The sequence below is a fragment of the Microbacterium sp. NPDC089320 genome (assembly GCF_040684875.1).
GTDB lineage: Bacteria > Actinomycetota > Actinomycetes > Actinomycetales > Microbacteriaceae > Microbacterium.
This window is the reverse complement of sequence record NZ_JBFBGY010000004.1, coordinates 126,228-152,169: the sequence shown is the minus strand read 5'-3', so window position 1 is coordinate 152,169 and position 25,942 is coordinate 126,228. Positions and strand designations below refer to the sequence as shown.

Below are 25,942 nucleotides of genomic sequence, written 5' to 3'. Positions count from 1 at the left end.
GTCATGCTCGCCTACCTGATCCGCCGCCTCGCCTTCCTCGTGGTCTCGCTCGTGGTCGCGATGATCGCGATCTTCGTGCTGCTGCGCCTGCTCCCCGGCGACCCGGCGAATGCCCTCCTGTCGGTGAACGCGACCCCCGAGCAGATCGCCGCCGCCCGCGCTCAGGTCGGATCCGATCAGCCGCTCGTGCAGCAGTTCGCGACCTGGGCCGCCCAGCTGCTGCGGTTCGATCTCGGCGAGTCCTTCCTGAGCTCGCGTCCGGTCGGCCCCGACATCGCCGACCGGCTTTCTGTGACGATTCCCCTCACGCTCATCTCCTTCACCATCGCCCTGCTCGTCTCGCTGGTGATCGGCATCACCGCGGCGATCAAGGCCGACCGCTGGTACGGCATCGCCCTGTCGGGCTTCGCCCAGCTGGGGGTCGCCGTTCCCGTCTTCTGGGTGGGAGTCGTGCTGGTGTGGACCTTCGCACTCGGTCTCGGCGTGCTGCCGTCGGGTGGCTTCCCCCGTGACGACTGGGAGGATCCGGCCGACGCGCTGCGCTCGCTCGCTCTGCCGATCGTCACCATCGTCATCGTCATGAGTGCGTCTCTCAGCCGCTACGTCCGCTCGGCCACTCTCGACGTGATCGGCAGCGACTACCTGCGCACCGCACGTGCCGGCGGCTCGGGCATGGCCGAGGCGCTCGTCCGCCACGGGGTGCGCAACGGCTCGGTCCCCGTCGTCGCCGTTCTCGGCATCGAGCTCTCGACCACTCTGCTCGGAGCGGTCGTCGTCGAGAGCGTCTTCAATCTTCCCGGCCTCGGCAGCCTGCTGCTGTCGGCCATCGAACAGCACGACTTCCAGGTCATCCAGGGCGTTCTCGTCGTCAGCACCCTGTTCGTGCTGCTCGTCGGCTTCGCCGCCGACATCGCGCAGCGCCTGATCGATCCTCGGCTGCGCACGAGCGTCTCGGGCAACCGATGAGTCGCGTCGCCGAGCAGCTGGCCACCGGATCCGTCCCCGTGCGGAGACGGCCCAAAGCGACGCTCGTCATCGGGCTCGTCCTCACCGGCATCATCGTCCTCATCGCGGTCGTGTCGCTGTTCTGGCTCCCCTACCCCCTCGCCGACACCAGCGGCAGTCGCCTCGAGGGTCCGAGCGGCCTCCATCTGCTCGGCACCGACCGACTGGGCCGCGACCTGCTGTCGCAGCTCATGTGGGGGGCGAGGATCGCCCTGATCGTCGGCATCTGCTCGGTCGCGATCGCCGCCGTACTCGGCGTGATCGTGGGTCTGATCGCCGCGTTCTCGCGCCCCTGGGTCGATGACACCCTCTCGGCAGCTCTCGACGTCGTGATCGCCTTCCCGGTGCTGCTGCTCGCGATGCTCCTCGTCGCAGTGCACGGAGCATCCCTGTGGTCCGCGATGCTCGCGATCGGCCTCGCGATGTCGGCGGTCGTCGCGCGCCTCACCCGCATCCTCTCGCGTCGCGTGCTGCAGGAGCAGTACATCACTGCCGCACGCACCAGCGGCACGGGAGTGCTCGGCATCGTGTTCCAGCACGTGCTGCCCAACATCGCACCGACCCTCGCCGTCAGCCTGGCGCTGCAGTTCGGTGCCGCCGTTCTCGCCGAGGCGAGCCTGTCGTATCTCGGACTCGGCGCTCCGCCGCCCAACGCGTCGTGGGGTCGGATGCTGCAGGAGGCACAGGGCACGGTTCTCACCGCTCCCGTCGGCGCGATCGCCCCGGGCATCGCGATCATCGCGCTGGTGCTCGGTGTGAACTTCCTCGCCGACGGTCTGCGCGACCTCGCCGACCCGACCCGCCGGAGGAGCCGATGAGCATTCTCGAGGTCTCAGGGCTCACGGTCCGCTCCGGATCCGCGGCTCTCGTGCGCGACGTCTCGTTCTCGCTGCGGGCCGGCGAACGCCTCGGGTTGATCGGCGAGTCCGGGTCGGGCAAGTCGCTCACCTCGCTCGCGGTCACCGGGCTGCTGCCCGATTCGCTCGCCTCGTCCGGCTCGGTGCTGCTCGACGGGCACCAGGTCGTCGGGACCCAGGATGCCGCTCTCAGGCCGCTGCGCGGACCCGTGGCCCAGATCATTTTCCAAGAGCCGCTCACCGCGCTCGATCCGCTGATGAAGGTCGGTCGCCAGATCGCCGAGCCGCTGCGCCGCCACCTCGGACTCCGTGGTGCGGAGCTGCGTGCAGCCGTCTCCGCCGCGCTCGACGAGGTGGCCCTGTCGGAGCCGCGGTTCGCCCGCGCCTATCCGCACGAGCTCTCAGGCGGCCAGCGCCAACGCGTGGCGATCGCGATCGCCCTCGCCGCCCGACCGCAGCTGCTCATCGCCGACGAGCCGACGACGGCCCTCGACGTGACCGTGCAGGATGCCGTGCTCACGCTGCTCGAGCGGCTCGTCGCCGAGCGAGGAATGGCCCTGCTGTTCATCAGCCACGACCTCGCCGTCGTGTCGCGCATGGTCGATCGCATCGTCGTGCTGCGCGATGGCCTGGTGGTCGAAGAGGGTGCGGTCGCCGAGGTGCTGCAGCATCCGGCCGAGCCGTACACGCGGATGCTGGTCGACAGCGCTCGCGCCCTCGATGCGTTCCTCGATGCGAGGGAGGCCGGCGCATGAGTCTTCTCGAACTCCGCGGTGCCGGCTTCGCCTACGGATCGCGCCGGGTGCTCGGCGACATCTCGGTGCGCCTCGACGAGGGCGACTCGCTCGGTCTCGTGGGTGAGTCCGGTGCGGGCAAGTCGACGATCCTGCGGCTGATGCTCGGGCTCTCCGCTCCGAGTGAGGGCGAGGTGCTGTTCGACGGCGCTGCCCTGTCGCTGCGTGACCGCGCGCAGATGCGGCGCTTCCGGGCGAGCGTGCAGCCGGTGTTCCAGGATCCCTACTCATCGCTCGACCCTCGGCAGCGCATCGATCGCATCATCGGAGAGCCGCTGCGCTCACTGGGCCTCGCTTCGGGAGCAGACGCGCAGCGCCGCATCGCCGAGGCGCTGGAGTCGGTCGGGCTTCCCGCCGACACCGCCCGTCGGTACCCTCACGAGTTCTCGGGCGGTCAGCGGCAGCGCATCGCGATCGCCCGCGCCGTCGTCTCGCGTCCTCGTGTGCTGCTCGCCGACGAGCCGGTCAGCGCGCTCGACGTGTCGACGCGGGTGCAGGTGCTCGAGCTACTCGACCGCCTCCGTCGCGAGAACGGCCTGTCGCTCGTGATGGTGTCGCATGATCTCACCGCGATCGCCTCGGCGTGCGACCGCACGGTCGTGCTCAAGGACGGCCGGGTCATCGAGCAGGGGGCGACGGCATCCGTGCTGCACGCGCCGCAAGACCCCTATACGCAGGCGCTGGTCGACGCGGTTCCGCGCCTCCCCCGCTGAGGCGGATCAGCCGAGCGTCTCGGATGGCCGGCCGTTCCACGGATGGCTGCCCGACCGACGGCGTGTCTTCAGCCAGTCGGATATCGTCCAGCCAAGTGGCCGGGACGATTCCTGGTCTCAGGCGACCGCGTGCCACGCCTCCCGCAACACGGCGGCAGACGCTGCGATCTCGGCGTCGGCGAGATACACGGGTCCATCGGACACGTCCACGTTTTGGAGAGGATCGTCTTCGAGGTGCTGCGGGAACACATGGCAGTGAAGATGCGGTGCCCGATGCCCCATCACCAGGTAGTTGATCTTCCGCGGCTCGAATGCTCTGTCGACGGCCCGACCCGCACGTTGGACGTCGCTCCAGAACGCGCTGAGCTGGGCCGCATCCAGCTGACCCAGGTCAGTGAGGTGCTCGCGAAGGATGACGACGGTGTAGCCGGGATGCGCCTGGTTGCGCACCAGCCTGACGTGCGTCATCTCCGTCGAGGCCACGAGGATGCTGTGCTCGTTCTCCGGCAGATGTGCGTCCGCACACATGCCGCAGAACTCCGGGGCCAGGAGTTCCATCCATTCCTCATCCGTCCACCACATCGGCCCATGCTAACCAGACGACAACGCCGCCAGTCGCCTCAAGCACCGAAGGTCACTATCCTCGACCTATGCGTTTCACCGTTTCGTCCTGGTGGCTGCACGAGCAGCCGTAACGCATCGACGCGCGGGCTGCACGGCAGCCCGCGAATCCTCCGCGGATGTAGATTCCGTGCAGCTCCTTTCGAATCAGGAGCAGATCATGGACTCATACGCCGCAACCCTCGCTCGCATGCCCGCTCTCAGGGGAGCGATCGAGCAGCATCCCGAGAGATATCGCGTCCTCACTGGGGAGCGCCCCACGGGACGGCTGCACCTCGGTCACTACTTCGGCACCATTCGCGAGCGCGTGCGGTTGCAGGAGGCCGGCGTCGAGACCTTCGTCATCCTCGCCGACTACCAGGTGATCACCGACCGCGACGCTGCGGGCGATATGCGCGACAACGTCTACGGGGCGGTCCTCGATTACCTCGCCGCCGGTCTCGACCCGAAGACCACCACGATCTTCACCCATTCCTCGGTGCCGGCTCTCAACCAGCTGCTCGTCCCCTTCCTCAGCCTGGTCAGCGAAGCAGAGCTGCATCGCAACCCCACGGTCAAGACCGAGCTCGCCGCGTCCGGTCGCACCTTGAGTGGTCTGATGCTGACCTATCCCGTTCATCAAGCGGCCGACATCCTGTTCTGCAAGGGCAATCTCGTCCCGGTGGGAAAGGACAATCTGCCGCACGTCGAGATGACGCGCACGATCGCACGTCGCTTCAACGAGCGATACGGCGACGTGTTCCCCGAGCCGAACGCTCTCGTCACCGAGACTCCCGAGCTTTCCGGTCTCGACGGCCGCAAGATGTCGAAGAGCTACGGCAATGCGATCGCCCTCGGGATGACGGCTGACGAGACTGCCGACGCCATCAGGCGCGCTCCCACCGACTCGGAGCGCGTGATCACCTACGACCCTGCGAACAGGCCAGGAGTATCAGGGCTGCTCGCGACCGCCTCGGTCGTTCTCGGCCGCACCCCGGAGACGATCGCAGATGAGATCGGCGGCGCGGGAGCGGGTGCGCTCAAACGCCTCGTCACGGAGGCGGTGAACGAGTTCCTCGCAGACCACCGTGCTCGCCGCGCCGGTCTCACGGAGGCGGATGCCGCCGCCGTTCTCCGACAAGGCAACGAGCGTGCACAGTCGGTCGCGAATGACACGCTCGACGAGGTGAGGCGCGCGATGGGCATGACGTACTGACGTACCGCGCGAGATCAATTCGCCTGAACTCCATATCGCTTCGTGGTCGCCGCCGCCGTGCGCAACTCACCGGCCGCGGACTGCCTGCGTGCGTCTTCAATGTCCTGATGAATACCCGGCTGCGACGACCAAAAGTCGACGAGAGGGGAGACGTCCTCTCTTAACTCACTCGGGGATACGCGCTGCATCTCGCTTTTCTAGTCCGATCTGCGGCCAGCGGAGGCATACTTCCGGCCACATTTCTCTCAGCCCCCCAAACCCGCGAGCCCGAAGTACTGCAGCTCCGCATCGTTCAGCATCCGCGAGCGGATCAGGAATCGCATGCCCGTCGGCCCCTCGACGGAGAACCCGGCACCTCGCCCCGGCACGACGTCGATCGTCAGGTGCGTGTACTTCCAGTACTCGAACTGCGACTCCGACATGAACACCTCGACCGGGGCGTCGAGTCCCACGTCGAGCGCGCCGAGCAGCACGTCGCTGGGGCCCGTGATGAACATCCCGACCGGATAGCACATGGGCGATGAGCCGTCGCAGCATCCGCCCGACTGGTGGAACATCAGGGGCCCGTGCTGCACGGTGAGGTCTCGGATGAGGGATGCCGCGGCGTCCGTCACGTCGATCCGCTGGTACGTGCCGATGCTGACCATGATCCGAACCTTCCTGGATGGTGCCGGGCGGGCAGTGCGGATGCAGCGCCCGCCCGGGTCGAACTCAGAAGAAGCCCATCGGGCCTTCGGCATACGAGACCAGGAGGTTCTTCGTCTGCTGGTAGTGGTCGAGCATCATCTTGTGGTTCTCGCGTCCCACACCCGACTGCTTGTATCCGCCGAACGCGGCATGCGCCGGGTACTGGTGATACGTGTTCGTCCAGACCCGACCGGCCTCGATGGCCCGCCCGGCGCGGTAGGCCGTGTCGCCGCTGCGGCTCCACACTCCCGCCCCGAGGCCGTAGAGCGTGTCGTTCGCGATCGAGATGGCGTCGTCGAAGCCGTCGAACGAGGTGACCGACAGCACGGGCCCGAAGATCTCCTCCTGGAAGATGCGCATGTCGTTCGTGCCCTCGAACACAGTCGGAGCGACATAGAACCCTTCACTGAGGTCACCCCCGAGGTCGACGCGCTCGCCTCCCGTGAGCAGCCGGGCGCCGCCCTGCTTCCCGATGTCGATGTAGCTGAGGATCTTCTCCAGCTGGTCGTTCGACGCCTGCGCGCCGATCATCGTGGCGGGGTCCAGCGGGTTGCCCTGCACGACCTTGCCGACGCGCTCGAGTCCGTCGGCGAGGAACCCGTCGTAGATCGAGCGTTGGATGAGCGCGCGCGACGGGCAGGTGCAGACCTCGCCCTGATTCAGCGCGAACATCGTGAAGCCCTCGAGCGCCTTGTCGTAGAACGGGTCGGCGGTGTCACGAGCCACGTCCTCGAAGAACACGTTCGGGCTCTTGCCTCCGAGCTCCAGCGTCACCGGGATCAGGTTCTGCGACGCGTACTGCATGATCAGACGACCCGTCGTGGTCTCTCCTGTGAAGGCGACCTTGCGGATGCGCTTGTGCTGCGCGAGCGGAGCGCCCGCCTCGATGCCGAACCCGTTGACGATGTTCACGACGCCGGCCGGCAGCAGGTCGCCGATGATGTCGAACAGGAACAGCAGGGATGCCGGCGTCTGCTCGGCCGGCTTGATGACCACGCAGTTGCCTGCGGCGAGCGCCGGCGCGAGCTTCCACACCGCCATCAGGATCGGGAAGTTCCACGGGATGATCTGGCCGACCACGCCCAGCGGCTCATGGAAGTGATACGCCACGGTGTTCTCGTCGAGCTGACTGATGCCGCCCTCCTGCGCCCGGAGCACTCCGGCGAAATAGCGGAAGTGATCGACAGCGAGGGGGATGTCGGCCGCGAGCGTCTCACGCACCGGCTTGCCGTTCTCCCACGTCTCGGCGACGGCGATCTCTTCGAGATGCTGCTCGATGCGGTCGGCGATGCGGTTGAGGATGACCGAGCGCTCAGCGGGGCTGGTCTTGCCCCAGGTCGCGAAGGCCTTCCAGGCGACGTCGACCGCGCGGTCGATGTCTTCGACGGTTCCCCGACCCACCTCGGTGAACGGCTTGCCGTTGACGGGGCTGACGTTCTCGAAGAACTGCCCCTTGACCGGGTCGACGAACTCGCCGCCGATGTAATGCCCGTAGCGGGCACGATAGTTCGCGATGGCGCCCTGCTGGCCGGGAGCGGCATACGCGGCGGATGCGGGGGCGGTCGACACGTCTTCTTCGACGATGGTCATCGGGACTCCTTCGACGGGCCGCGGCTCCGATGCTGCGCGGCTGTTGTGTCGACGGTAGGTCGGCGAGGGTTGCGTCCGGATGCGCAACGTTGCGAGAGGTTGCGGTGCCCCGTGGTCGGATCGCTACCCGGCCTCGAGGCGTTCGATCCGGGCCACGAGCCCGGCGCGCTTGGGCGAGCGGGCGGGCAGCATCTCGAGCGCGAGGCGCAGAGCCGCGGCATCCGCCTGCCCCTCCGGGATCTCGGCGTACGCGAGCAGGACGTCGAGGCTGGCCTCCGACAGCATCACCTCGCGCAGTGCCGCGCGGACGTTCTCGCGGAACTCCTCGACGCCGGGCGACGTCGACTCGGGGAGCACCGGGCCGCGGTACGCGGCGAGAGCGACCCGGTGTGCTCCGCGGTCGAGCAGCGAGAGCACGTCGTGCGCATCCGTCTCGAGGGGCACGGGGAGGCGATAGGGCCGCGATTCGGGAACAAGGCTTGGCGCGTGCTTCTCGAGCACCTTGCGCAGGCGCACCATCTCGGGTCGCAGCGTGTCGGCGGAGGCGCCAGGCCCGTAGACGAGTTCGCTGAGCCGTTCGGCCGACAGACCCTGGCGGTTCACCGCGAGCATCAGGAGGATCGCCGCGTGGCGGGCGCTGAGTTCGATCACCGACTCCTCGAGCTCGGTCTCGCTCTCGAGCCGCGCCCTGTCCCTGCCGAGCACGTGCAGCGTCGCGCGGATGGTCGGCTTGGCGCGCGATGAGATCGTGACCGGACGAGGAGCCTCGCTGCGTTCCCGGAGCCGTGCGACCATCAGCTCGGATTCGACCGCACGCGCCGTGGCATCGACGAGCAGGCGTGCCTGTGTGGAGACCACCTCGTCACCGCCCGTGACATCGATCACCCCGAGCACACGCTGGGTCTCGGGGTCGCGCACGGGTGCCGCAGTGCATGACCACGGGTGCACCAGGCGGTTGTAGTGCTCCGCGCCGCGGATCTGCACGGACTGCCCGAGCGTCAACGCGGTTCCGGGTGCGGTGGTGCCGACGGCATCCTCGGCCCAGTTCGCACCGGCGACGAATCCCATGCCCTCGGTGAGCGACTGCAGCTGGCGGTCTCCTTCGATCCAGAGCAGGCGTCCCGCCTGGTCTCCGACGGCCATCACGACACCGGACTCCTCCGGTGTGCCTGGCAGCAGCAGCGCACGGATCATCTCGATGGCGGAGGCGAGGGGATGCGCGAGTCGGTAGGCCTCGAGCTCCGCGGTGACGAGCTCGATCTGCGGAACCTCTTCCGGTCCTACCCGACCCCGCCACGAGCGCACCCACGATTCCCGGACCAGCGGACGCACCTGCTGCAGGCGCTGGTCGTCGAGGTTGCCGGCGATGAGTTCTTCGTGCGCTCGCTCGATGAGCAGCCGAGAGGCCTCAGGCGGGCTCTCCCTGGACACCTGCCACGACGTAGCCACAGCGTCTCCCATCACCGTCGAAGGAGCTTTTCCCCAGTGTAGGAGCGGGATGGCGCGGGTGTAACCCGGTATATCGCATGCTGTTGTCGAACTTTTCGCGCGGTGTCACCCCGTCGGCACGTACAGATGCATGCTCAGATGACGGATGCAGGTCGAGATGCGGGTTCTGCGCATGCAGGTGTCATCCGGGCCTGCACGTGTCACGCGCGGACCGCAGAAGCGACCAGTTCAGGCGCGAGCGGCCCACCACTCGCGAAGCCGCTGCTCAGCGGCATCCGCTCCGATGACGCCCTCATCGAGGCGCAGCTCGAGGAGGAACCTGTAGGCCTCGCCCACCTCACGACCGGGCGCGATGCCGAGGATCCGCTGGATCTGGTTGCCGTCGAGCTCGGGCCGGATGGAGTCGATCTCCTCCTGCTCGCGCAACGTCGCGATGCGCGATTCGATGTCGTCGTAGGCCGATGCCAGTCGCCCGGCCTTGCGCTTGTTGCGCGTCGTGACGTCGGCACGGGTGAGGATGTGCAGCCGCTCCAGCACGTCGCCGGCATCACGCACATAGCGGCGCACTGCGGCATCGGTCCAGGCGCCTTCCGAATAGCCGAAGAACCGCAGGTGCAGTTCGATCAGCTTCGAGACCGACTCCGTCGTGTCGGTGTCGAATCGCAGCGCCTGCAGACGCTTGCGTGCCATGCGCGCGCCGACCACGTCGTGGTGGTGGAACGTGACCACGCCGCCGTCTTCGAGCTTGCGGGTGCGCGGCTTGCCGATGTCGTGCAGCAGCGCGGCGATGCGCAGCGGCACATCGGGCTCGGCATCCGGATGACGCGCCCGCTCGAGCGCGATCGCCTGGCGGAGCACCGTGAGCGAGTGCTCGTAGACGTCCTTGTGGTGATGATGCTCGTCGACCTCGAGCCGCAGGGCGCTGATCTCGGGCAGGAAGTCATCGATCAGACCGGTGTCGACCAGCACGCGGATGCCGCGCACGGGGTCGTCCGTCTGCATCAGGCGCACGAGCTCCGACTGGATGCGCTCGGGGCTCACGATCTCGAGCGTCGCGCGCAGCTGCGTGATCGCGGCGGCGGTGTCGTCATCGATCCGGAAGCCGAGCTGAGCGCTGAAGCGCGCGGCACGGAGCATGCGCAGCGGGTCGTCGCCGAACGAGACCTGAGGGTCGGCCGGAGTGCGCAGAACCCCCGCCACGAGGTCTTCGACTCCCCCGGTCGGGTCGACCAGCGTGACGGCCGGCACCAGCAGGGCCATGGCGTTGACCGTGAAGTCGCGTCGGTGCAGATCCGCGTCGATCGTGTCGCCGAACTCGACGGCGGGCTTGCGCGTCACCCCGTCGTAGCTGTCGGCGCGATAGGTCGTGATCTCGACCTGCTCCCCCTGCACGCGCGCGCCGATCGTTCCGAACGCGCGTCCGATGTCCCACTGCGCGGTCGAGATCGGCTTCACGATGCGCAGGATGTCGTCCGGCATCGCATTCGTCGTGAAGTCGAGGTCGTGGGTCGGCCGGCCGAGCAGAGCATCGCGCACCGGACCGCCGACGAGAGCGAGGTCGAATCCCGCCGTCTCGAAGGCCTCCGCAAGGGTGCGGACGACCGGGTTCTCGGCGAGCGCGCCGAGACGGGCGAGGCCGTCGGCCATATTGAGCATGGGTTCCAGCGTACCGGGGCGGGAGAGTCACGCGTCGGCCGGGACTCCTCGCGCAGGCGAAGTCTCCCCGCTCTCGTGCTCGGCATCGCGCGAGTCCTAGGATCGGCACGTGGCCGCAGAAGCGAACGAGTCCCCCTCCGCGCCTGACACATCCCGGCGAGGGTTCCTCAAGATGGGCGGCGCCGCACTCGCCGGCGTCGTGGTCGGTGGTGCCGGAGGCGCTGCGATCGGCGCGACCATGGCGAATCAGCGCAAGGGCTTCGTCTCGGAACCCGATCCCTTCGCCGCACTGACCCCCCGCAGCGAACCCGGCTTCGACCATCTCGTCGTTGTGATGGGTGAGAACCGCTCGTTCGACAACCTCCTCGGTTACCTGTACTCGACGGACACGCTTCCGGCAGGTGAGAAGTTCGAGGGTCTCGCCTTCGGCACGCACAGCAACACCGCATCCGACGGCACGGTCGTCGACGCCCATGTCTACACCGGCGACACCGACCGGATCATGAGCCTGCCCGACCCCGATCCGGGCGAGGAGTACCCCCACGTCAACACGCAGATCTTCGGCACCGTCGACCCCAAGGACAACGCCGACCTGTTCGTCGACCAGATGACCGCGCCCTTCAACGCTCCCACGCACGGCGAGAAGGCGACGATGTCGGGGTTCCTCGAGGACTACATCATCAACTTCCGCCGTCTGCGCAAGGGCGTCGAGCCGAAGCCCGAGGAGGCCGCGCACATCATGGGCTCCTTCTCTCCCGAGATGCTGCCCGTGCTGTCGACCCTCGCCTCGGAGTTCGCGGTGTTCGACCACTGGTACGCCGGGGTTCCGTCGCAGACGTTCTGCAACCGGTCGTTCTTCCACGCGTCGACCTCGCACGGCTTCGTCACGAACCAGGCCGGCGGCGGATATCGCAAGTGGCTCGATGCCCCCGCGGCGCCGACGGTGTTCAACCGTCTGGAAGACGAGAAGGTCAGCTGGAAGATCTACATCGACAAGCTCCAGCTGGTGTCGTTCACGGGGATGCTGCACGCGGCGGTGCTCGAGAAGTACTGGCGCACCGAGCACTTCGGCACGATGGAGGACTTCTACGCCGACGCGAAGAACGGCACCCTTCCGGGGTATGCGTTCATCGAGCCGCGCATGGTCTACGACCACAACGACTTCCACCCGCCGTTCGGTTCGCCCCGCGAGAGCGAGGTCGACGGCGAAGAGGTCTACGACAGCGCGATCTCCGACGTCCGGGCCGGCGATCGGCTCATCCACGACATCTACGAGGCGGTGCGCACCAGTGCGTCGCCGACGGGGTCGAACGCCGTCAACACCCTGCTGCTCATCACGTTCGACGAGCACGGCGGATGCTACGACCACGTGCCACCGCCCGCGGCGACGAAGCCCACGAAAGACGCCGAGGCCGGAGAGATGGGCTTCACCTTCGATCGCCTCGGGTGTCGAGTGCCCGCCATCGCGGTGTCGGCCTATACGAAGCGCGGAACGATCGTCCACGACGAGATGCACCACGGCTCGGTCACGGCGACCCTCTCGCGGCTGCACGGGCTGAAGCCCCTCAACGACCGCGACCAGTCGGCGAACACGCTCTTCGCCGCCGTGAACCTCGACGCGCCGCGGCATCCGGCCGACTGGCCCGTCACGACGCCCGCCTACACGCCGCCGAACCCCGAGGGGCGCGAGCCGAAGCCGGGCGCGGCCGACCAGATGAAGCCGCTCACCCCACCCGCCCGAGGCCTGCTCGGCCTGCTCCTCGCGAAGTACGGCAAGCCGGGAGAGCCCGAGCCCGAGACATTCGCCGACGCGTATCGCCTGCTGCACGAGCACGGCGACGAGCTGTTCGGACCGGCGTGACGATCGGGGCCGCGAGGGTCTGACCACGTCCTGGCACGAACAAGGGGCGGATGCCGATCGCATCCGCCCCTCTCATCCGTCGTGCCGCCCCGTCCTCAGACCGGATCGCCCTGCACAGGACCTTCGGTGTTCGGCTTCCATCCGAGCGCCGGCGCGACATGCGTCGCGAACGCCTCGAGCACGTGGAGGTTGTATGCCGGGCCCAGCTGGTTCGGGATCGTCAGCAGCAGCGTGTCGGCCGACATCACCGCCTCGTCAGCCAGGAGCTGCTCGATGAGGACGTCGGGTTCGGCCGCATACGTCTTGCCGAAGGTCGAGCGGTAGCCGTCGATGATGCCGATCTGGTCGGCGTTCTCCTCGCTGCGCAGACCGAAGTAGGCCCTGTCCATGTCCGAGACGAGCGGGAACACGCTGCGGCTCACCGAGACGCGAGGTGCTCCGGAGTGGCCTGCCTCCTTGTACGCGGCGCGGAACAGGTCGATCTGCTCGCGCTGCAGCTGGTGGAACGGCACGCCCGTGGCCTCGGTGAGCAGCGTCGAGCTCATCATGTTGAGTCCCTTGCGGCCGGTCTCCTCCGCGGTGGCGCGGGAACCCGAGCCCCACCAGATGTGGTCGCGCAGTGTCGGCGACTGCGGCTCGATCGCGAGGTAGCGGCCGGGGCCGACCATGCGGGGGTCGCCCGGGGCCAGACCCTCGCCGTCGATCGCGCGGAGGAACAGGTCGAACTTCTCGCGGGCGATCACACTTCCGCGCTCGGGATCCTCCTCGTCGTGGAAGCCGAAGGTCTCATAGCCGCGCAGAGCCGTCTCGGGTGACCCTCGGCTCACGCCCAGCGCGATGCGTCCGTCGGCGATCAGGTCGAGCGCGGCCGCCTCCTCGGCGAACTGGAACGGGTTCTCGTATCGCATGTCGATCACGCCCGTGCCGACCTCGATGCGCTGGGTGCGCGCAGCCATGGCCGACAGCAGCGGCATCGGAGACGCCGCCTGGCGAGCCCAGTGGTGCACGCGCACCGAGGCACCGTTCACGCCGATCTCGTCGGCACCCTCCGCGATCTCGATGGTCTGCTTCAGCATGTCTCCCGCGGTGCGGGTCGCCGAACCGGGCACGTCTGCATAGTGCCCGAAGGAGAGGAATCCGAAAGCCTTCATGGTGTATTCGAACGCATATATGCGAGGCGGTATTCCTGCATCACTCCCCCGGCATGAGAAGACCGTCGAGCACGAGCTGCCGGATGCGGGGTTCGAGGTCGGCCCACAGGTCGACGAGCGGCACCTCGAACAGGTCGGCGAGCGCCGCGACGATCTGCATGACGGTGAGCTCGCCGTCGCAGGCTCCCACGAACGCCGCGAGCGCCGGATCGACCGCGATCGTCCGTGCGAACCCACCTCCCTGACGCAGCTCGATGATGCTCGGATCATCGTTGCCCGGCAGCAGATGCCGTGCCTCGGTGACATCGGGTGCGACGACCAGGGTGGTGGGCAGCCCCTCGGCCAGCACGTCATGCGCCGCCAGCCCCGAACGCAGCGCCCCTCCCACGTTCGAGACGTGTTGCGGGACGCGCTCGAGCCGACGCAGGGGGATGCCGTCGCGGTCGGGCCGCCGCACCAGGATGTAGCCGAATCCGACGGCGGTGACACCGCGCGCCGTGAAGTCGTCGAGCCAGGCGGTCAGCAGCGGCGTGAACGCGGCATCACGGGGAGTCGTGCCCCCGTCGCGGATCCACAGTTCGGCATACGCCAGTGGCGACAGCTCTTCGCGCTGGATGACCCAGAGGTCGAGGTCGTCGGGAACCCACGACGACAGTCGATCCAGGCCTGCTCGACCGATCAGCGACGATTGTCCTCCGCGCGACTCCCAGTTGCCGAGCAGCTGCGCCACACCGCCCGCGGTCAGGAACGTCGGAGCCGCGCGCAGGAACTGCTCGACGAGCGCGTCTCCGACCAGTCCGCCGTCGCGGTACTCGTACTCGGGCACGCCGTCGGTGCGCGGGGTGATCACGAAGGGCGGGTTCGAGACGATCAGGTCGAATGCCTCTCCCTCGACCGGCTCGAACATGCTCCCCAACCGGAATTCGATGTTCGAGACGCCGTTCAGCTGGGCGTTCAGCGCGGCATAGGCGAGTGCCCGCGCCGAGATGTCCGTGGCGACGACGGATCCCGCGTGACGAGCCACGAGAAGCGCCTGGATGCCGCAGCCGGTGCCGAGATCGAGAGCGCGGTCGACCTCGATCGGCATGATGATCTCCGCGAGGGTGCGCGAGGCCCCGCCGACGCCGAGCACGTGATCCGCGGGCAGCGGCCCGTCGAGCGCCACCTCATCGAGGTCGCTGGCTATCCACCATTCGCCGATCCCGTCGGCGTCGACGAACGACTGGGGCCGCAGCAGCGCGGTGGGGACCACCTCGTCGCCATCGATCCGCGCCAGGCCGAGGGCCGCGAGGCCATCCGCTCCCAGCCTCGGAAGGGCACTCGTGACGGCGTCGATCGGCTGCGGCATCCCGAGCACCAGCAGCCTGCCGAGAGTCGCGAGCACACCGTCGTCGCCGGCGATCGCGCGCAGGATAGGCTCGCGCATGCCTCTGGCGAGTGCGTCGTCCTCCTCCTCGCCCCACAGCCGACGGAGCGGCTCCGAGCGGAGATCCGCGTCGTCGAGATCTGCGGCGAGCGCGGTGCTGCGGAGCGGATCAGGTGCGGGGGCGAGGGTGTCGGACACGGCCGTCACTCTACGCGTCTTCAGGGTTCTCATTCAGCCGGCGGCCTAGAATCACAAGGTCACCACTCACGAGCAGCCTGGGATCCCGGCGTTCGAGGAAGACCTTCATGACCGCGACCACCTTCGAGAACGGCCTCCGCACGCGCCTGCAGCGTCTTGCGCGCGGGTCCGTCGTCTCGGCGATCGCACTCGGCCTGCTCGGCATGAGCGCAGGCGGCGCGGTCGCAGCCGTCGATGACGAGTCGGAGCCTTCATCCGTCGAACTGCTCCTGTCGGCCGGGGTTCGCGGAACGGTCGCTCCCGGAACCGCGACGACGGCCTCGATCACGGTGCAGAACGACGCCGAGTCCGAGCTGTCATCCGGTCGGATCACTCTCGAGATCAACCGCACTCCGCTCACCGACGAGGCTGCGGTCACGACGTGGCTGAGCGATTCTGACGCGACGGGCGACTTCGAGCAGCTCGGCGCCGACACGGTCGCACCGGTCGACGCCGAGGCCTCCGCGACCACGAGCCTGTTCCTTCCTCCCGAGGTCCTCGGCGACCTCGCACCCGGTGTCTACCCGCTGCGCGCGACGCTCAGCGGAGCAGAGACCGATGGTCAGGATGACGCTCCATCGGTGACGTCGACGTCCGTGCTCGTCGTGACCGCCGCCGCGAGCCCGCCGGTCGCCGTCCTGGTGCCGATCACGGCGACCCCCGCTGACGGTGCCCTGCTCACCGCGGAAGAGCTCAGCGCCCTCACCGCCCCCGACGGCGCGCTCACCGCGGCGGTCGAAGGAGTCCGAGGCACGTCGGCGATCCTGGCGATCGACCCGGCGATCCCCGCCGCCGTCCGAGTGCTCGGCTCGTCGGCCCCGCAGAGCGCGCGTGAGTGGCTGCAACTCCTCGACGCCCTGCCGAACGAGCGCTTCGCACTGCAGTTCGGCGACGCCGACGCCACCACGCAGGCACAGGCGGGGCTTCCCGCACTCCTGCAGCCCACGACCCTCGCGCCGTTCCTCACCCTCAGCAGCTTCACCGAACCTCCGGACGAGACCCCCACCGCGACTCCCGCACCGACGCCGGCCTCGGTGCCGACGGAGGGCTCCGAGCCTGCTCCGGCACCGACGCCCTCCGGCGAGCCGACCCCTCAGCCGACCGACGGTCCCGTGCTGCCCGACGATGCCCAGCTCACTGCCATCGAGGGGGCGACCCCCGGCATCCTGTGGCCCCGCAGCGACGTGTCGACGGCAGATCTCGACGCGTTCTCGACGTATCTGACCGACGGCGCCGTCACGGTCCTGTCGTCGTCGGCGGTCGGCGGTGCCGGCGGCACTCACGCCGACGTGGATGCGCGCTCCGTGCTCGTCACCGCGGATGCCGCGTCGGATGCGCTGTCGCGCGCTGCGAGTGTCGACGACACCGCCGCGCGTCAGCAGTGGCTGGCCGAAGCCAGCGCACATCTTGCTCTGGCGGCTCAGGCGAGTCCTGGCACGCCGCTTCTGATCGGACTCGACCGCGACGAGACGCGCACGGCCGATGCGCTCAGAGACGCCGTCGCCTCGGTCGACTCCCTCGGATTCGGCCTCGCCGAGGTGCTCGCGGTCCCTGCGACCCCGGCGACGCTCTCGACAGAACCCGACCCGGCACGCGCGACGGCCCTGCAGCGGATGCTCGAGAGCGAGGTCGTGCTCGGCGACTTCTCCACGATCCTCGACGACGGTCAGGTGCTGCTGAGTCCGAAGCGCATCCAGATCATGCGGGCGACCGCCGTCGGCCTGACCGAGAAGGGGTTCGACGAGGCCGTCTCCGACGTGAACGAGGCGACGACGCAGACCCTGAACGCCGTCGACATCCCGCCGGCGAGCACCATCCAGCTGCTCTCGGCCAACGCAGACCTGCCCTTCTCGGTGCGCAACGACCTGCCCTGGCCGGTGAACATCGAACTCACGGTGAAGCCGAGCGACCCGCGCCTCGATGTGCAGCCGGTCACGCCGTGGACGATCCAGGCGGGCACCACCACGAGGGTCAAGGTCCCCGTGTCGGCCCGAGTGGGCAGTGGCGAGGTCACCCTGACACTGTCGCTCTCGAGTCCCACCGGCGTGCCCATCAGTGAGCCCGAGCGCGTGCGCGTCTCGGTGCGGGCCGAATGGGAGACCATCGGGCTCGCCGCGTTCGGGGGTCTCATCGTGCTGCTCCTCGGTCTCGGCATCATCCGCACCATCCGACGCCGGCGCCGCGAGGCCCTCGCCGACACCGAAGAAGAGACGACGTCCTCACCGGATGCCGTCGAGGAGCTGAATGAGTAGTCTCGGGCGCGCCAGCGCACTGATCGGGGCGGGAACGCTCATCTCGCGCGTCACCGGGCTCCTTCGAACCATCGTCCTCGTCGGCGTGATCGGTTCGGTGGGCGCCGGCGCCGCGGATGCCTTCGCCATCGCGAATCAACTGCCGAACAACGTCTTCTCGCTGATCTCGGTGGGCGTGCTGACCGCTGTGATCATCCCGCAGATCGTCAAGGCCACAGCGGATGCCGACGGCGGAAACGCCTTCATCTCGAAACTCTTCACGCTCGGCACCGTCGTGCTGGTCGTCATCACGGGGATCGCCACGATCGCAGCGCCCTGGCTGGTGTGGCTCTACGCGGGCAAGGAGGGGTCGCCGGAGTTCCTCGCGCTCGCGACCGCGTTCGCTTACTGGTGCATGCCGCAGATCCTCTTCTACGGGCTCTACGCGCTGCTGGGCGAGGCGCTCAACGCGCGGCGCATCTTCGGGCCGTTCACCTGGGCTCCGGTCGTCAACAACATCGTGTCGATCGCAGGCTTCCTCGTCGTCGGCGCCCTGTTCGGCGGTCCGCTCACCCGGGTCTCCGACTGGACGCCCGAGATGATCGCCGCTCTCGGCGGAACCGCGACGCTCGGCATCGTCATCCAGGCCGCGATTCTGCTGATCTTCTGGAGGCGCACGGGTCTCGCCCTCCGCCCCGACTTCCGCTGGCGCGGCGTCGGCCTCGGCAACGTGGGGCGTCTCGCCGGCTGGACATTCCTCATGGCCCTGACAAGCCTGGGCGCCGGACTCGTCCAGACCCAGATCCTCACCGAAGCCTCCGGGCGAGGCGCGTCCGTCGCCACGTTCCAGTACGCCTGGCTGATCTTCATGCTGCCGTACTCCATCATCGTGCTCTCGATCGGTACGCCGTATTTCACGCAGATCAGCGAGCACGCGGCGGCCGGCAGACATGCCGAAGTACGTGCAGACATCGCCCAGAGCATCCGCACCCTGCTCTTCTTCATCGCGGTCGCCGTCGCCGCCGTCGCCGCGGCAGCGGTTCCCGCCTCGAGGGTCTTCACCAATCAGGCGTCCCACGCCGAGGAAGCTGCGCTCGTGCTGCTCGCCTTCCTCGTGTGCTTGGTTCCGCTCACGATCCTCTTCATCGTGCAGCGCACTTTCTACGCCTACGGCGACACGCGCACGCCCTTCTGGTTCACGCTGTTCCAGTGCGGTCTCGTCGTCATCACCGCTCTCATCGCGCAATGGCTGCTCGCCGCCGGGGTCATCGAGGTGACCATGCTGGCCGCCGCCATCGCGCTGGGCCAGTCGATCGCAAGCACCCTGCAGATGATCGTGGCCAGCTGGCTGCTGCATCGCAAGATCGGCGGACTCCAGATCCGCACCTGGATGACCGCCGTCGTTCGCTACGCCGTCGCTGCCGTTCCTGCGGGACTCGCCGGCTGGGGCGTCTTCCTCCTGCTCGGCGGCCCGAGCGGATGGACCACGTCCGACAAGATCCAGGGTGCGATCGGCACGTGCATCATCGGCGTCGCCGTCGTGATCGTCTACATCGGCATCCTGGCGCTGCTGCGCGCTCCCGAACTCAAGGTCGCAGGCGGCATGCTGCGGCGTTTCCTGCCGGGCCGCTGAGCCCCCTCGCGCGGGAATGTCGCGCGGTTACCATTGGTTGAAGCAGTCGAACGTCTTTCGGCGTCTCAGCATCTACGACGGAGAGCACATGCGTCAGGTCATCATCATCGGTTCCGGTCCTGCCGGATTCACCGCCGCCATCTACGCGGCGCGCGCGAACCTCAAGCCGCTCCTCATCGCGAGCACGGTCGAGGTCGGCGGAGAGCTGATGAACACCACCGAAGTCGAGAACTACCCCGGCTTCCCCGAAGGCATCCAGGGCCCCGAGCTCATGGCGAAGTTCCAGGAGCAGGCTGAGAAGTTCGGCACCGAGGTCGTCTACGACGACGTCACCGAGCTCGACCTCGCCGGCCCGGTCAAGAAGGTCACACTCGGCAGCGGCACGGTGCACGAGACCCAGTCGCTGATCTACGCGACCGGATCCGCCTACCGCAAGCTCGACATCGAGGGCGAAGAGCGCCTCTCGGGCTACGGCGTCTCGTGGTGCGCCACGTGCGACGGCTTCTTCTTCCGTGAGAAGACGATCGCCGTCGTCGGCGGCGGTGACTCGGCGATGGAGGAGGCCACGTTCCTCACGCGCTTCGCCGAGAAGGTCTACGTCATCCACCGCAAGGACACGCTGCGTGCCTCGAAGATCATGCAGGAGCGCGCCTTCGCGAACGAGAAGATCGAGTTCGTGTGGAACAGCGAGGTCGCCGAGATCCTCGGCGGCGACTCCGTCTCGGGCGTGCAGCTGCGCAACACGGTCGACGGCACGCTGAGCGACCTCCCGCTCGACGGCCTGTTCATCGCCATCGGCAACGACCCGCGCACCCACCTCGTGCACGACAAGCTCGAGCTGACGCCAGAGGGCACGATCTGGGTCGACGGTCGCTCGTCGGTCACCTCGGTCCCGGGTGTGTTCGCCGCCGGCGACGTGATCGACCCGACCTATCGTCAGGCCATCACGGCTGCGGGCTCGGGAACGGTCGCCGCTCTCGACGCCGAGCACTTCCTCGCAGATCTCGAAGACGCCTCGGTCGAGTTCCCGGCCGCTGAAGCCGCTGAGATCATCACCGCCTGACCGGGCGGGAACACTTTCACCTCGCCCGCTGTTGTAGCAGGCGAACCTCGAATCAAGGAGAACTCTGATGAGTGCAAAGGCTACGAGCCAGGCGACCTGGGAGCAGGACGTTCTGCAGGCCGAAGGTCCCGTCCTCGTGGACTTCTGGGCCGAGTGGTGCGGACCGTGTCGTATGGTCGCCCCCGTTCTGGACCAGATCCAGGCGGACAACCCCGACAAGATCACCATCCTCAAGCTGAACGTGGACGAGAACCCGCAGCTGGCGATGAAGTACCAGATCACCTCGATCCCCGCGATGAAGGTGTTCCAGGGCGGTGAGGTCAAGACGACCATCATCGGCGCCAAGCCGAAGCCGGCTCTCGAGCAGGACCTCGCGGCGTTCATCGGCTGATCACGCAGTCTTCAGGGCCGTCACCTCTCCGGGTGGCGGCCCTTTCGCATACCCTGCGCGTCTGTGGGATGCGATCGCGGCCTGCGGACGATCCGACTACTTGTCGGAGACCGGCACCGGAGGAAGCCCGCGAGCCGCCCGAGCGCGGTCGACCAGGTCCTGGATGACCGGCGACTTCGCGGCGTTGTAGGTCGTGCGCCCCCGCGCCTGAGCCGCCACGGCGTCACACTTCGCACGCGAGTAGCGTTCAGCATCCTCCGGGTGCGCCTGAAGCCAGTCCCGCAGGACGCGCTGGTGCACCGCATCCCATTCCTCCGCGACGAAGAAATGCGCGATCGCGATTCGGACGCCGTCAGCTTCGCGGATCATGACCGGATGCGTGCGCACGGCGCTGCCCCGGTGCCATCCTGCGGCTTCCAGAGCCGCTCTACGGCCCTCGAAGTCCTCGAGATCCCCCACCCGGACGGCGAGGTCGATGATCGGCTTCGCGCGCATCCCGGGAATCGCCGTCGAGCCGATGTGCTCGATCACCCAGGCGGTGCCCACTGCCTCCCTGATCTCCGCCGCGAACGCCTCGAACTGCTCCGGCCACTCCGGGTCGTAGGAGACGAGCATCCGCGGCACGATACAGGCCCTAGGAGGCGTCGGCGACGGACGGGTCCCAGCGTCGGTGCCGCTGCTGCTCGTCGAGAAGGCCCCACACGGCCGGCGTGAGCTCGGGGTACTCCAGCGCGATCTGGCGCAGCACACGATAGTGCCGAGCGGCGTTCGGACGCACACCATCGTTCGCGGTGATGTTGTCGGCACGCAGCAGGTAGACGACCAGCTCGTCGACGCTCGGCAGCTCCTCCATGAAATCCCACGGATCTTCGCCGCCGAGAAGCCGCTCCTGGATGAGCACAGCGAGCTCGTCCGACGCTTCTGCTCTCAGCACTTCGAGGCTGGCGCGGCGCGGGACTGACTCGGTCATGCTTCCAGCCTACGTCGCCTTTCGGGTGCCCCGGCGATTCACCTTCAGCTCGTCCGACATCTCCTCGAGCTCCTTGCCCTTCGTCTCGGGCACCTTGAAGTACACGAAGAAGAACGACAGCAGCGCGAAGAACGCATAGAAGCCGTAGGCGAAAGTGAGCCCGATGTCGGCGAAGATCGGGAAGGTCGTGGAGATGAAGAAGTTGGCCGCCCACTGGGCCGCCGCGGCGACGGCGAGGGCCCCTGCACGGATCGAGTTCGGGAAGATCTCCCCCAGGAGCACCCAGACCAGCGGGCCCCACGTGGCCCCGAAGAAGACGACGAAGCCGTTCGCGCAGATCAGGGCGACCGTCGCCCAGGGATCAGGGAGTGTGGCAGCGCCTTCTGCATCGAGGGTTCCGAACGAGAACGCCACTGCCATGAGTCCGAGCGTCACCGTCATTCCGACGGAGCCGACGAGGAGCATGATGCGGCGACCGATCTTGTCGACGAGCAGGATCGCGACGATCGTCACCACGATGTTCGTCACGGACGTGATCACCGACGTCAGCAGTGCGCTGGACTCGTCGAATCCGACCGACTGCCACAGCGTCGTCGAGTAGTAGAAGATGACGTTGATGCCGACGAACTGCTGGAACACCGACAGCAGGATGCCGACCCAGACGATGGGCTTCAAGCCCAGACGGCTGCCCCGCAGGTCGCCCAGAGACTCCTTGCGCTCGGTGTCGATCGTGCTCGTGATCTCCTTGATCTTGGCGTCGACGTCGACGGTTCCGGTGACCGTCTCCAGGACCTCTGAGGCGCGTTTCAGGTCGCCCTTGCGCACGAGATACCTCGGCGACTCGGGCAGCCTCAGAGAGACGAGTCCATAGACGAGGGCGGGGATGGCTGCCACCATGAACATCCAGCGCCACGCGGTCAGTCCCCACAGAGGCTGATCCGCTGCGCCCGCGATGCCCGCGAGCAGGGCGTCCGACAGGAGAGCGGCGAAGATACCGATGACGATGGCCAGCTGCTGCAGCGAACCCAGTCGACCTCGGATCGCTGCGGGCGACACCTCGGCGATGTAGGCGGGGGCGATGACGGATGCCGCACCGACGCCGAGACCGCCGATGACGCGCCAGATGATCAGATCGACGACGCTGAAGGCGAGCCCTGAGCCGATGGCGGAGATGAAGAACATCGCCGCAGCGACCACCATCACGGGAATGCGGCCCCGCTTGTTGGCGATGGGTCCCGCGAACCAGGCTCCGACCGCACATCCGATCAGAGCCGACGAGACGGCGAAGCCCTTGAGACCCACGCCGAGATCGAATCCGGAGACATCGCCCGCCAGCGCGTCGACGGCGCCGTTGATGACAGCCGTGTCGAAACCGAAAAGGAAGCCACCGAGAGCCGCGGCGATACTCACCGCTATGACGCGTCGCCTGACGCCTTCTGGATTCAGCGCTTTGGACATGTCATCCCTCTCGTCATCGCGATCTCGGAAGTCTACGACCGCTCAATGCCGGAGAGGCGGAGTCACGCCGGGCCGTACCCTGATTCGCCCAGTTCACCGAGGATGCGGTTGAGGTCCTGAATGGAGGCGAAATCAATGATGACCTGGCCTTTTCTAGCACCCAACGACACCTTGACACGGGTGTTGAGGCGGTCCCCGAGGTTGCCGGCCACCTCGTCGAGGTAGGCACGTCGTGCCCCCGGAGTGGGCTTCGCCGTGCGAGCGGGTGCCGACGGCGCGGTCTTCGCCGCGACCTCAGTGGCCCGCACGGACAGGTCTTCGTTCACGACCTTGTCAGCGAGGCGCTGCATCGCCTCCGGTGTCTCCAGGCTGAGGATCGCGCGGGCGTGACCAGCGGTCAGCACTCCCGCAGCCACCCGCTGCTGCACAGGGACGGGCAGCTTGAGCAGACGGATCGTGTTGCTGATCTGGGGCCGAGACCGACCGATCCGCGTAGCCAGTTCCTCCTGCGTGATGCCGAAGTCCTCGAGCAGCTGTTGATACGCGGAGGCCTCCTCGAGCGGGTTCAGCTCGGAGCGATGAAGGTTCTCGAGCAGCGCGTCGCGCAGGAGATCCTCGTCGGCGGTCTCGCGGACGATCGCCGGAATCTTCTCGATCCCCGCCTCGCGTGCCGCCCGGGTGCGCCGCTCCCCCATGATCAGCTCGTATTCGCCATCGCTGTTCCTGCGAACGACAACGGGCTGCAGCACGCCGAACTCACTCACGCTGTGCACGAGTTCTGCGAGGTCTTCCGGGTTGAAGTGCGTGCGCGGCTGCCGCGGATTGGGAACGATCTTCTGCGGATCGACCTGGATCAGGTGGATGCCGGGCACGACCTCGAGTTCGGCTTCCGTGGTCGCCTCATCGCTCGTCTGCTCCTTCGCCGGTCGCAGATTCGCTCCGGGGAAGAACACGTCCACGGGACGCTCGGACTGATCAGCCGTCGGGATGAGGGCCCCGATGCCCCGGCCCAGTCCAGTGCGCTTCGCCATCATTTCTCCTTGCTCTGCGTCGCCGTCCGCGACGCGATCTCGACAGCGGCCTCGCGATACGCGACGGCGCCGGCCGATTGCCCATCGTAGGCGATCACGGTCTGACCGAAACTCGGTGCCTCCGACACCCGCACCGAGCGCGGGATCACGGTGTCGAGCACCTGTTCGGGGAAGTGGGTGCGGACCTCGTCTGCGACCTGCTGGGCCAGCCGAGTGCGGCCGTCGAACATCGTCAGCAGGATCGTCGAGAGAAGCAGACCAGGGTTCAGATGCTTCTGGATCATCTGAATGCTGCCGAGCAGTTGGCTCAGGCCCTCGAGCGCGTAATACTCGCACTGGATCGGGATGAACACCTCGTTCGCCGCAGTGAAGGCGTTGATCGTGAGCAGCCCGAGAGACGGCGGGCAGTCGATGATGACGAAGTCCATCCGGTTCTCGACGAGGTATTCATCGAGCGCGCGGCGCAAACGGTGCTCACGGGCCACCTGCGCGACGAGTTCGATCTCGGCGCCGGCGAGGTGGATGGTGCTCGGCGCACAGAAGAGGTTCTCATCCTCGGGACTCTGCTGCACGATCTCAGCGAGCGGAGTGTCGTCGATCAGGACGTCGTAGACGCTCTGCGTCTCTGCGTTGTGCGGCACACCGAGGGCCGTCGACGCGTTGCCCTGCGGGTCGAGATCGATCACCAGAACCTGCGCACCCAGTCCTGCGAGTGCGGAGGCGACGTTGACGGCACTCGTCGTCTTACCGACGCCGCCTTTCTGGTTGGAGACCGTCAGGATGCGGGTGTCACCGCCGAAGTCGAGGGAAACGGCGTCGAGTGCTCTGCGCCGAGCGGAGAGGTCGGCGAGCTCCCGTGCGAGGGGGGTATCCATCCCGAAGGAGTCCTTCGGCGATGCCTTTTCGGGCTGTTTCACGTGAAACATCCACTCCTTTCGGGGCCGTCTTCCACTCTAATCGCTGGGACGGACGTTGCCCTTGCGATATCACCCAGGGTTCCTATCCGCCTCGCTCCCCCACGGCGTCTGAGCGACAGGCAACGTGGACTCAGAGGGTGTTGTCTGCGCGTCGTTATCACCCGCGGCCGGGCCTTTCGTCTACTCACGAGCGATCTCGCGACCTCTCGGTTGCTGCGCGCTGCCCGCTGCCTGGCAGCTGGTTGAAAGAGATATCGAAGGAAGCAGTGCTCACGCCGCCCGTGGGGCGAGGCGACACAGGACGATCGGACGATGGGTGAATCGCGTGATTGCGCCGGTGCGGCAGACAAGGCGCTGGCGCCGATAATCCGAGCGGACCCTGCCGTGCCTCGCAAGCGCCAGGAGGCCTGCCGACCTTGCGATCCCTTCCACTGACGGCAAGCGCTCATGCTGAGCGCTCATCCGGCACACGTGTCAACGCCACCCTCCCTCTACGCCGTAGACAGGGCCAATCAAGGTACTCAGCAGCAAGCGCTATCGGTGTGGGCCGTTTCACGTGAAACGTCAGGGCACGCGTAGGAGCCGTTCGAGCTGGTCGACGACGCTTGAGAGATCCTGCGTGGCATCGATCTCGCACGTCGCCGTCGCCCGGAGCAGCGGCTCGACAGTCGCGAGATTCGCGCGGATTTCCTCCTGCTGAGCAACTGTCGATCCGTAGGGATTCGAAGAGCGTCGTCGCACGCGGTCGAGCAGAACGGAGATCGGCGCAGACAGGAGCACCACGTGGTCGAATCGGTCGTAGAACGTGCCCTGATTCGAGACGGTACCCGATACGACGACCTCGTTGCTCTCCCCCAGGAGCGCCCCCATCAGCATCTCGTCCCACAGGCCGTGCTCCGTGGTCCAGGGACCGTAGTCGGTATCGACGACGGCGTACCCTCGCTCGCCCAGCTCGTGAAGCACGCTCGACTTGCCGGCACCCGACATCCCGGTGATGAGCATGCGTGACATCTCCTCACCATATCGATGTTTCACGTGGAACGCGTCGTGCGTAAAGATAGCGGTG

23 protein-coding genes are annotated in these 25,942 nt (G+C 67.5%); 10 read left to right on the top strand and 13 right to left on the bottom strand.

The annotated features are described in order from the left end of the window. The first annotated feature begins 3 nt into the window (after positions 1 to 3). The 4 genes from AB0N61_RS12495 to AB0N61_RS12480 are packed head-to-tail and all read left to right on the top strand — an operon-like array spanning position 4 to position 3,369. The gene (locus AB0N61_RS12495) at positions 4 to 966 is read left to right on the top strand and encodes an ABC transporter permease (RefSeq protein WP_363364478.1); all 963 of its coding nucleotides are present in this window, start codon (positions 4 to 6) and stop codon (positions 964 to 966) included. After that, positions 963 to 1,823 carry an ABC transporter permease gene (locus AB0N61_RS12490; RefSeq protein ID WP_363364476.1) on the top strand — a complete coding sequence of 287 codons (861 nt, stop codon included), beginning with the start codon at positions 963 to 965 and terminating at the stop codon, positions 1,821 to 1,823. Before AB0N61_RS12495 ends, AB0N61_RS12490 begins: the two co-directional genes overlap by 4 nt. Then, the gene (locus AB0N61_RS12485; protein WP_363364474.1) at positions 1,820 to 2,617 is read left to right on the top strand and encodes an ABC transporter ATP-binding protein; all 798 of its coding nucleotides are present in this window, start codon (positions 1,820 to 1,822) and stop codon (positions 2,615 to 2,617) included. The genes AB0N61_RS12490 and AB0N61_RS12485 overlap by 4 nt, the downstream gene beginning before the upstream one ends. Continuing rightward, the gene (locus AB0N61_RS12480) at positions 2,614 to 3,369 is read left to right on the top strand and encodes an ATP-binding cassette domain-containing protein (RefSeq protein ID WP_363364472.1); all 756 of its coding nucleotides are present in this window, start codon (positions 2,614 to 2,616) and stop codon (positions 3,367 to 3,369) included. The genes AB0N61_RS12485 and AB0N61_RS12480 overlap by 4 nt, the downstream gene beginning before the upstream one ends. Positions 3,370 to 3,486: 117 nt before the next feature. On the opposite strand, the gene AB0N61_RS12475 is transcribed toward AB0N61_RS12480, so the two are convergent. Then, positions 3,487 to 3,927 (bottom strand): HIT family protein, encoded by a 441-nt coding sequence (locus AB0N61_RS12475; RefSeq protein WP_363364470.1) that lies wholly within the window; start codon positions 3,925 to 3,927, stop codon positions 3,487 to 3,489. Positions 3,928 to 4,180: 253 nt separating this feature from the next. On the opposite strand from AB0N61_RS12475, the gene trpS reads away from it, so the two are divergent. After that, positions 4,181 to 5,185 (top strand): tryptophan--tRNA ligase, encoded by a 1,005-nt coding sequence (gene trpS / locus AB0N61_RS12470; protein ID WP_363364468.1) that lies wholly within the window; start codon positions 4,181 to 4,183, stop codon positions 5,183 to 5,185. 245 nt (positions 5,186 to 5,430) lie between these two features. Here the strand turns inward: trpS and AB0N61_RS12465 are convergent, their stop codons facing one another. The 4 genes from AB0N61_RS12465 to AB0N61_RS12450 all read right to left on the bottom strand — a co-directional run bounded on the left by AB0N61_RS12465 (position 5,431) and on the right by AB0N61_RS12450 (position 10,567). Beyond that, a complete protein-coding gene (locus AB0N61_RS12465) occupies positions 5,431 to 5,832 on the bottom strand; it encodes a DUF779 domain-containing protein (protein WP_363364466.1) in 402 nt (133 codons plus the stop codon). Between the two features lie 64 nt (positions 5,833 to 5,896). Beyond that, positions 5,897 to 7,462, bottom strand: a complete 1,566-nt coding sequence (locus AB0N61_RS12460) for an aldehyde dehydrogenase family protein (protein ID WP_167947568.1) — start codon at positions 7,460 to 7,462, stop codon at positions 5,897 to 5,899. 123 nt (positions 7,463 to 7,585) lie between these two features. After that, on the bottom strand, positions 7,586 to 8,923 hold the full coding sequence (locus AB0N61_RS12455; protein WP_363364986.1) for a GAF domain-containing protein: 1,338 nt from the start codon (positions 8,921 to 8,923) through the stop codon (positions 7,586 to 7,588). Between the two features lie 216 nt (positions 8,924 to 9,139). Further along, positions 9,140 to 10,567, bottom strand: a complete 1,428-nt coding sequence (locus AB0N61_RS12450; RefSeq protein WP_363364464.1) for a CCA tRNA nucleotidyltransferase — start codon at positions 10,565 to 10,567, stop codon at positions 9,140 to 9,142. Between the two features lie 109 nt (positions 10,568 to 10,676). Between AB0N61_RS12450 and AB0N61_RS12445 the strand changes: the two genes are divergently transcribed. After that, positions 10,677 to 12,428 (top strand): alkaline phosphatase family protein, encoded by a 1,752-nt coding sequence (locus AB0N61_RS12445; protein WP_363364463.1) that lies wholly within the window; start codon positions 10,677 to 10,679, stop codon positions 12,426 to 12,428. 95 nt (positions 12,429 to 12,523) lie between these two features. Here the strand turns inward: AB0N61_RS12445 and AB0N61_RS12440 are convergent, their stop codons facing one another. Beyond that, complete coding sequence (locus tag AB0N61_RS12440; RefSeq protein WP_363364461.1) at positions 12,524 to 13,579, bottom strand: LLM class flavin-dependent oxidoreductase; 1,056 nt, start codon at positions 13,577 to 13,579, stop codon at positions 12,524 to 12,526. Between the two features lie 40 nt (positions 13,580 to 13,619). After that, entirely contained in the window at positions 13,620 to 15,143 is a 1,524-nt protein-coding gene (locus tag AB0N61_RS12435; RefSeq protein ID WP_363364459.1) for a methyltransferase, read from the bottom strand. Between the two features lie 107 nt (positions 15,144 to 15,250). On the opposite strand from AB0N61_RS12435, the gene AB0N61_RS12430 reads away from it, so the two are divergent. The 4 genes from AB0N61_RS12430 (at position 15,251) to trxA (ending at position 20,500) form a co-directional block, all read left to right on the top strand. Then, positions 15,251 to 17,434, top strand: a complete 2,184-nt coding sequence (locus AB0N61_RS12430) for a DUF6049 family protein (RefSeq protein ID WP_363364457.1) — start codon at positions 15,251 to 15,253, stop codon at positions 17,432 to 17,434. Continuing rightward, positions 17,427 to 19,046, top strand: a complete 1,620-nt coding sequence (gene murJ / locus AB0N61_RS12425) for a murein biosynthesis integral membrane protein MurJ (RefSeq protein WP_363364456.1) — start codon at positions 17,427 to 17,429, stop codon at positions 19,044 to 19,046. Before AB0N61_RS12430 ends, murJ begins: the two co-directional genes overlap by 8 nt. 88 nt (positions 19,047 to 19,134) lie before the next feature. Further along, entirely contained in the window at positions 19,135 to 20,109 is a 975-nt protein-coding gene (gene trxB / locus AB0N61_RS12420) for a thioredoxin-disulfide reductase (protein WP_167947552.1), read from the top strand. A gap of 67 nt (positions 20,110 to 20,176) precedes the next feature. Further along, positions 20,177 to 20,500 carry a thioredoxin gene (gene trxA / locus AB0N61_RS12415; protein WP_042541543.1) on the top strand — a complete coding sequence of 108 codons (324 nt, stop codon included), beginning with the start codon at positions 20,177 to 20,179 and terminating at the stop codon, positions 20,498 to 20,500. A gap of 96 nt (positions 20,501 to 20,596) precedes the next feature. Here trxA and AB0N61_RS12410 read toward each other — a convergent pair whose 3' ends face one another. From AB0N61_RS12410 to AB0N61_RS12385, 6 genes are all read right to left on the bottom strand, one after another. Continuing rightward, positions 20,597 to 21,115 (bottom strand): GrpB family protein, encoded by a 519-nt coding sequence (locus tag AB0N61_RS12410; protein WP_363364454.1) that lies wholly within the window; start codon positions 21,113 to 21,115, stop codon positions 20,597 to 20,599. 19 nt (positions 21,116 to 21,134) lie between these two features. Then, positions 21,135 to 21,470, bottom strand: a complete 336-nt coding sequence (locus AB0N61_RS12405; protein WP_167947548.1) for a tryptophan synthase subunit alpha — start codon at positions 21,468 to 21,470, stop codon at positions 21,135 to 21,137. 9 nt (positions 21,471 to 21,479) lie between these two features. After that, positions 21,480 to 22,928, bottom strand: coding sequence for a sugar porter family MFS transporter (locus tag AB0N61_RS12400; RefSeq protein ID WP_363364452.1), 1,449 nt, complete (start codon positions 22,926 to 22,928; stop codon positions 21,480 to 21,482). A 62-nt stretch (positions 22,929 to 22,990) separates the two neighbouring features. After that, entirely contained in the window at positions 22,991 to 23,959 is a 969-nt protein-coding gene (locus AB0N61_RS12395; RefSeq protein WP_363364450.1) for a ParB/RepB/Spo0J family partition protein, read from the bottom strand. After that, a complete protein-coding gene (locus AB0N61_RS12390) occupies positions 23,959 to 24,885 on the bottom strand; it encodes a ParA family protein (protein WP_363364448.1) in 927 nt (308 codons plus the stop codon). Before AB0N61_RS12390 ends, AB0N61_RS12395 begins: the two co-directional genes overlap by 1 nt. A 555-nt stretch (positions 24,886 to 25,440) precedes the next feature. Next, entirely contained in the window at positions 25,441 to 25,887 is a 447-nt protein-coding gene (locus AB0N61_RS12385) for an AAA family ATPase (protein WP_363364446.1), read from the bottom strand. Positions 25,888 to 25,942 lie beyond the last annotated feature (55 nt).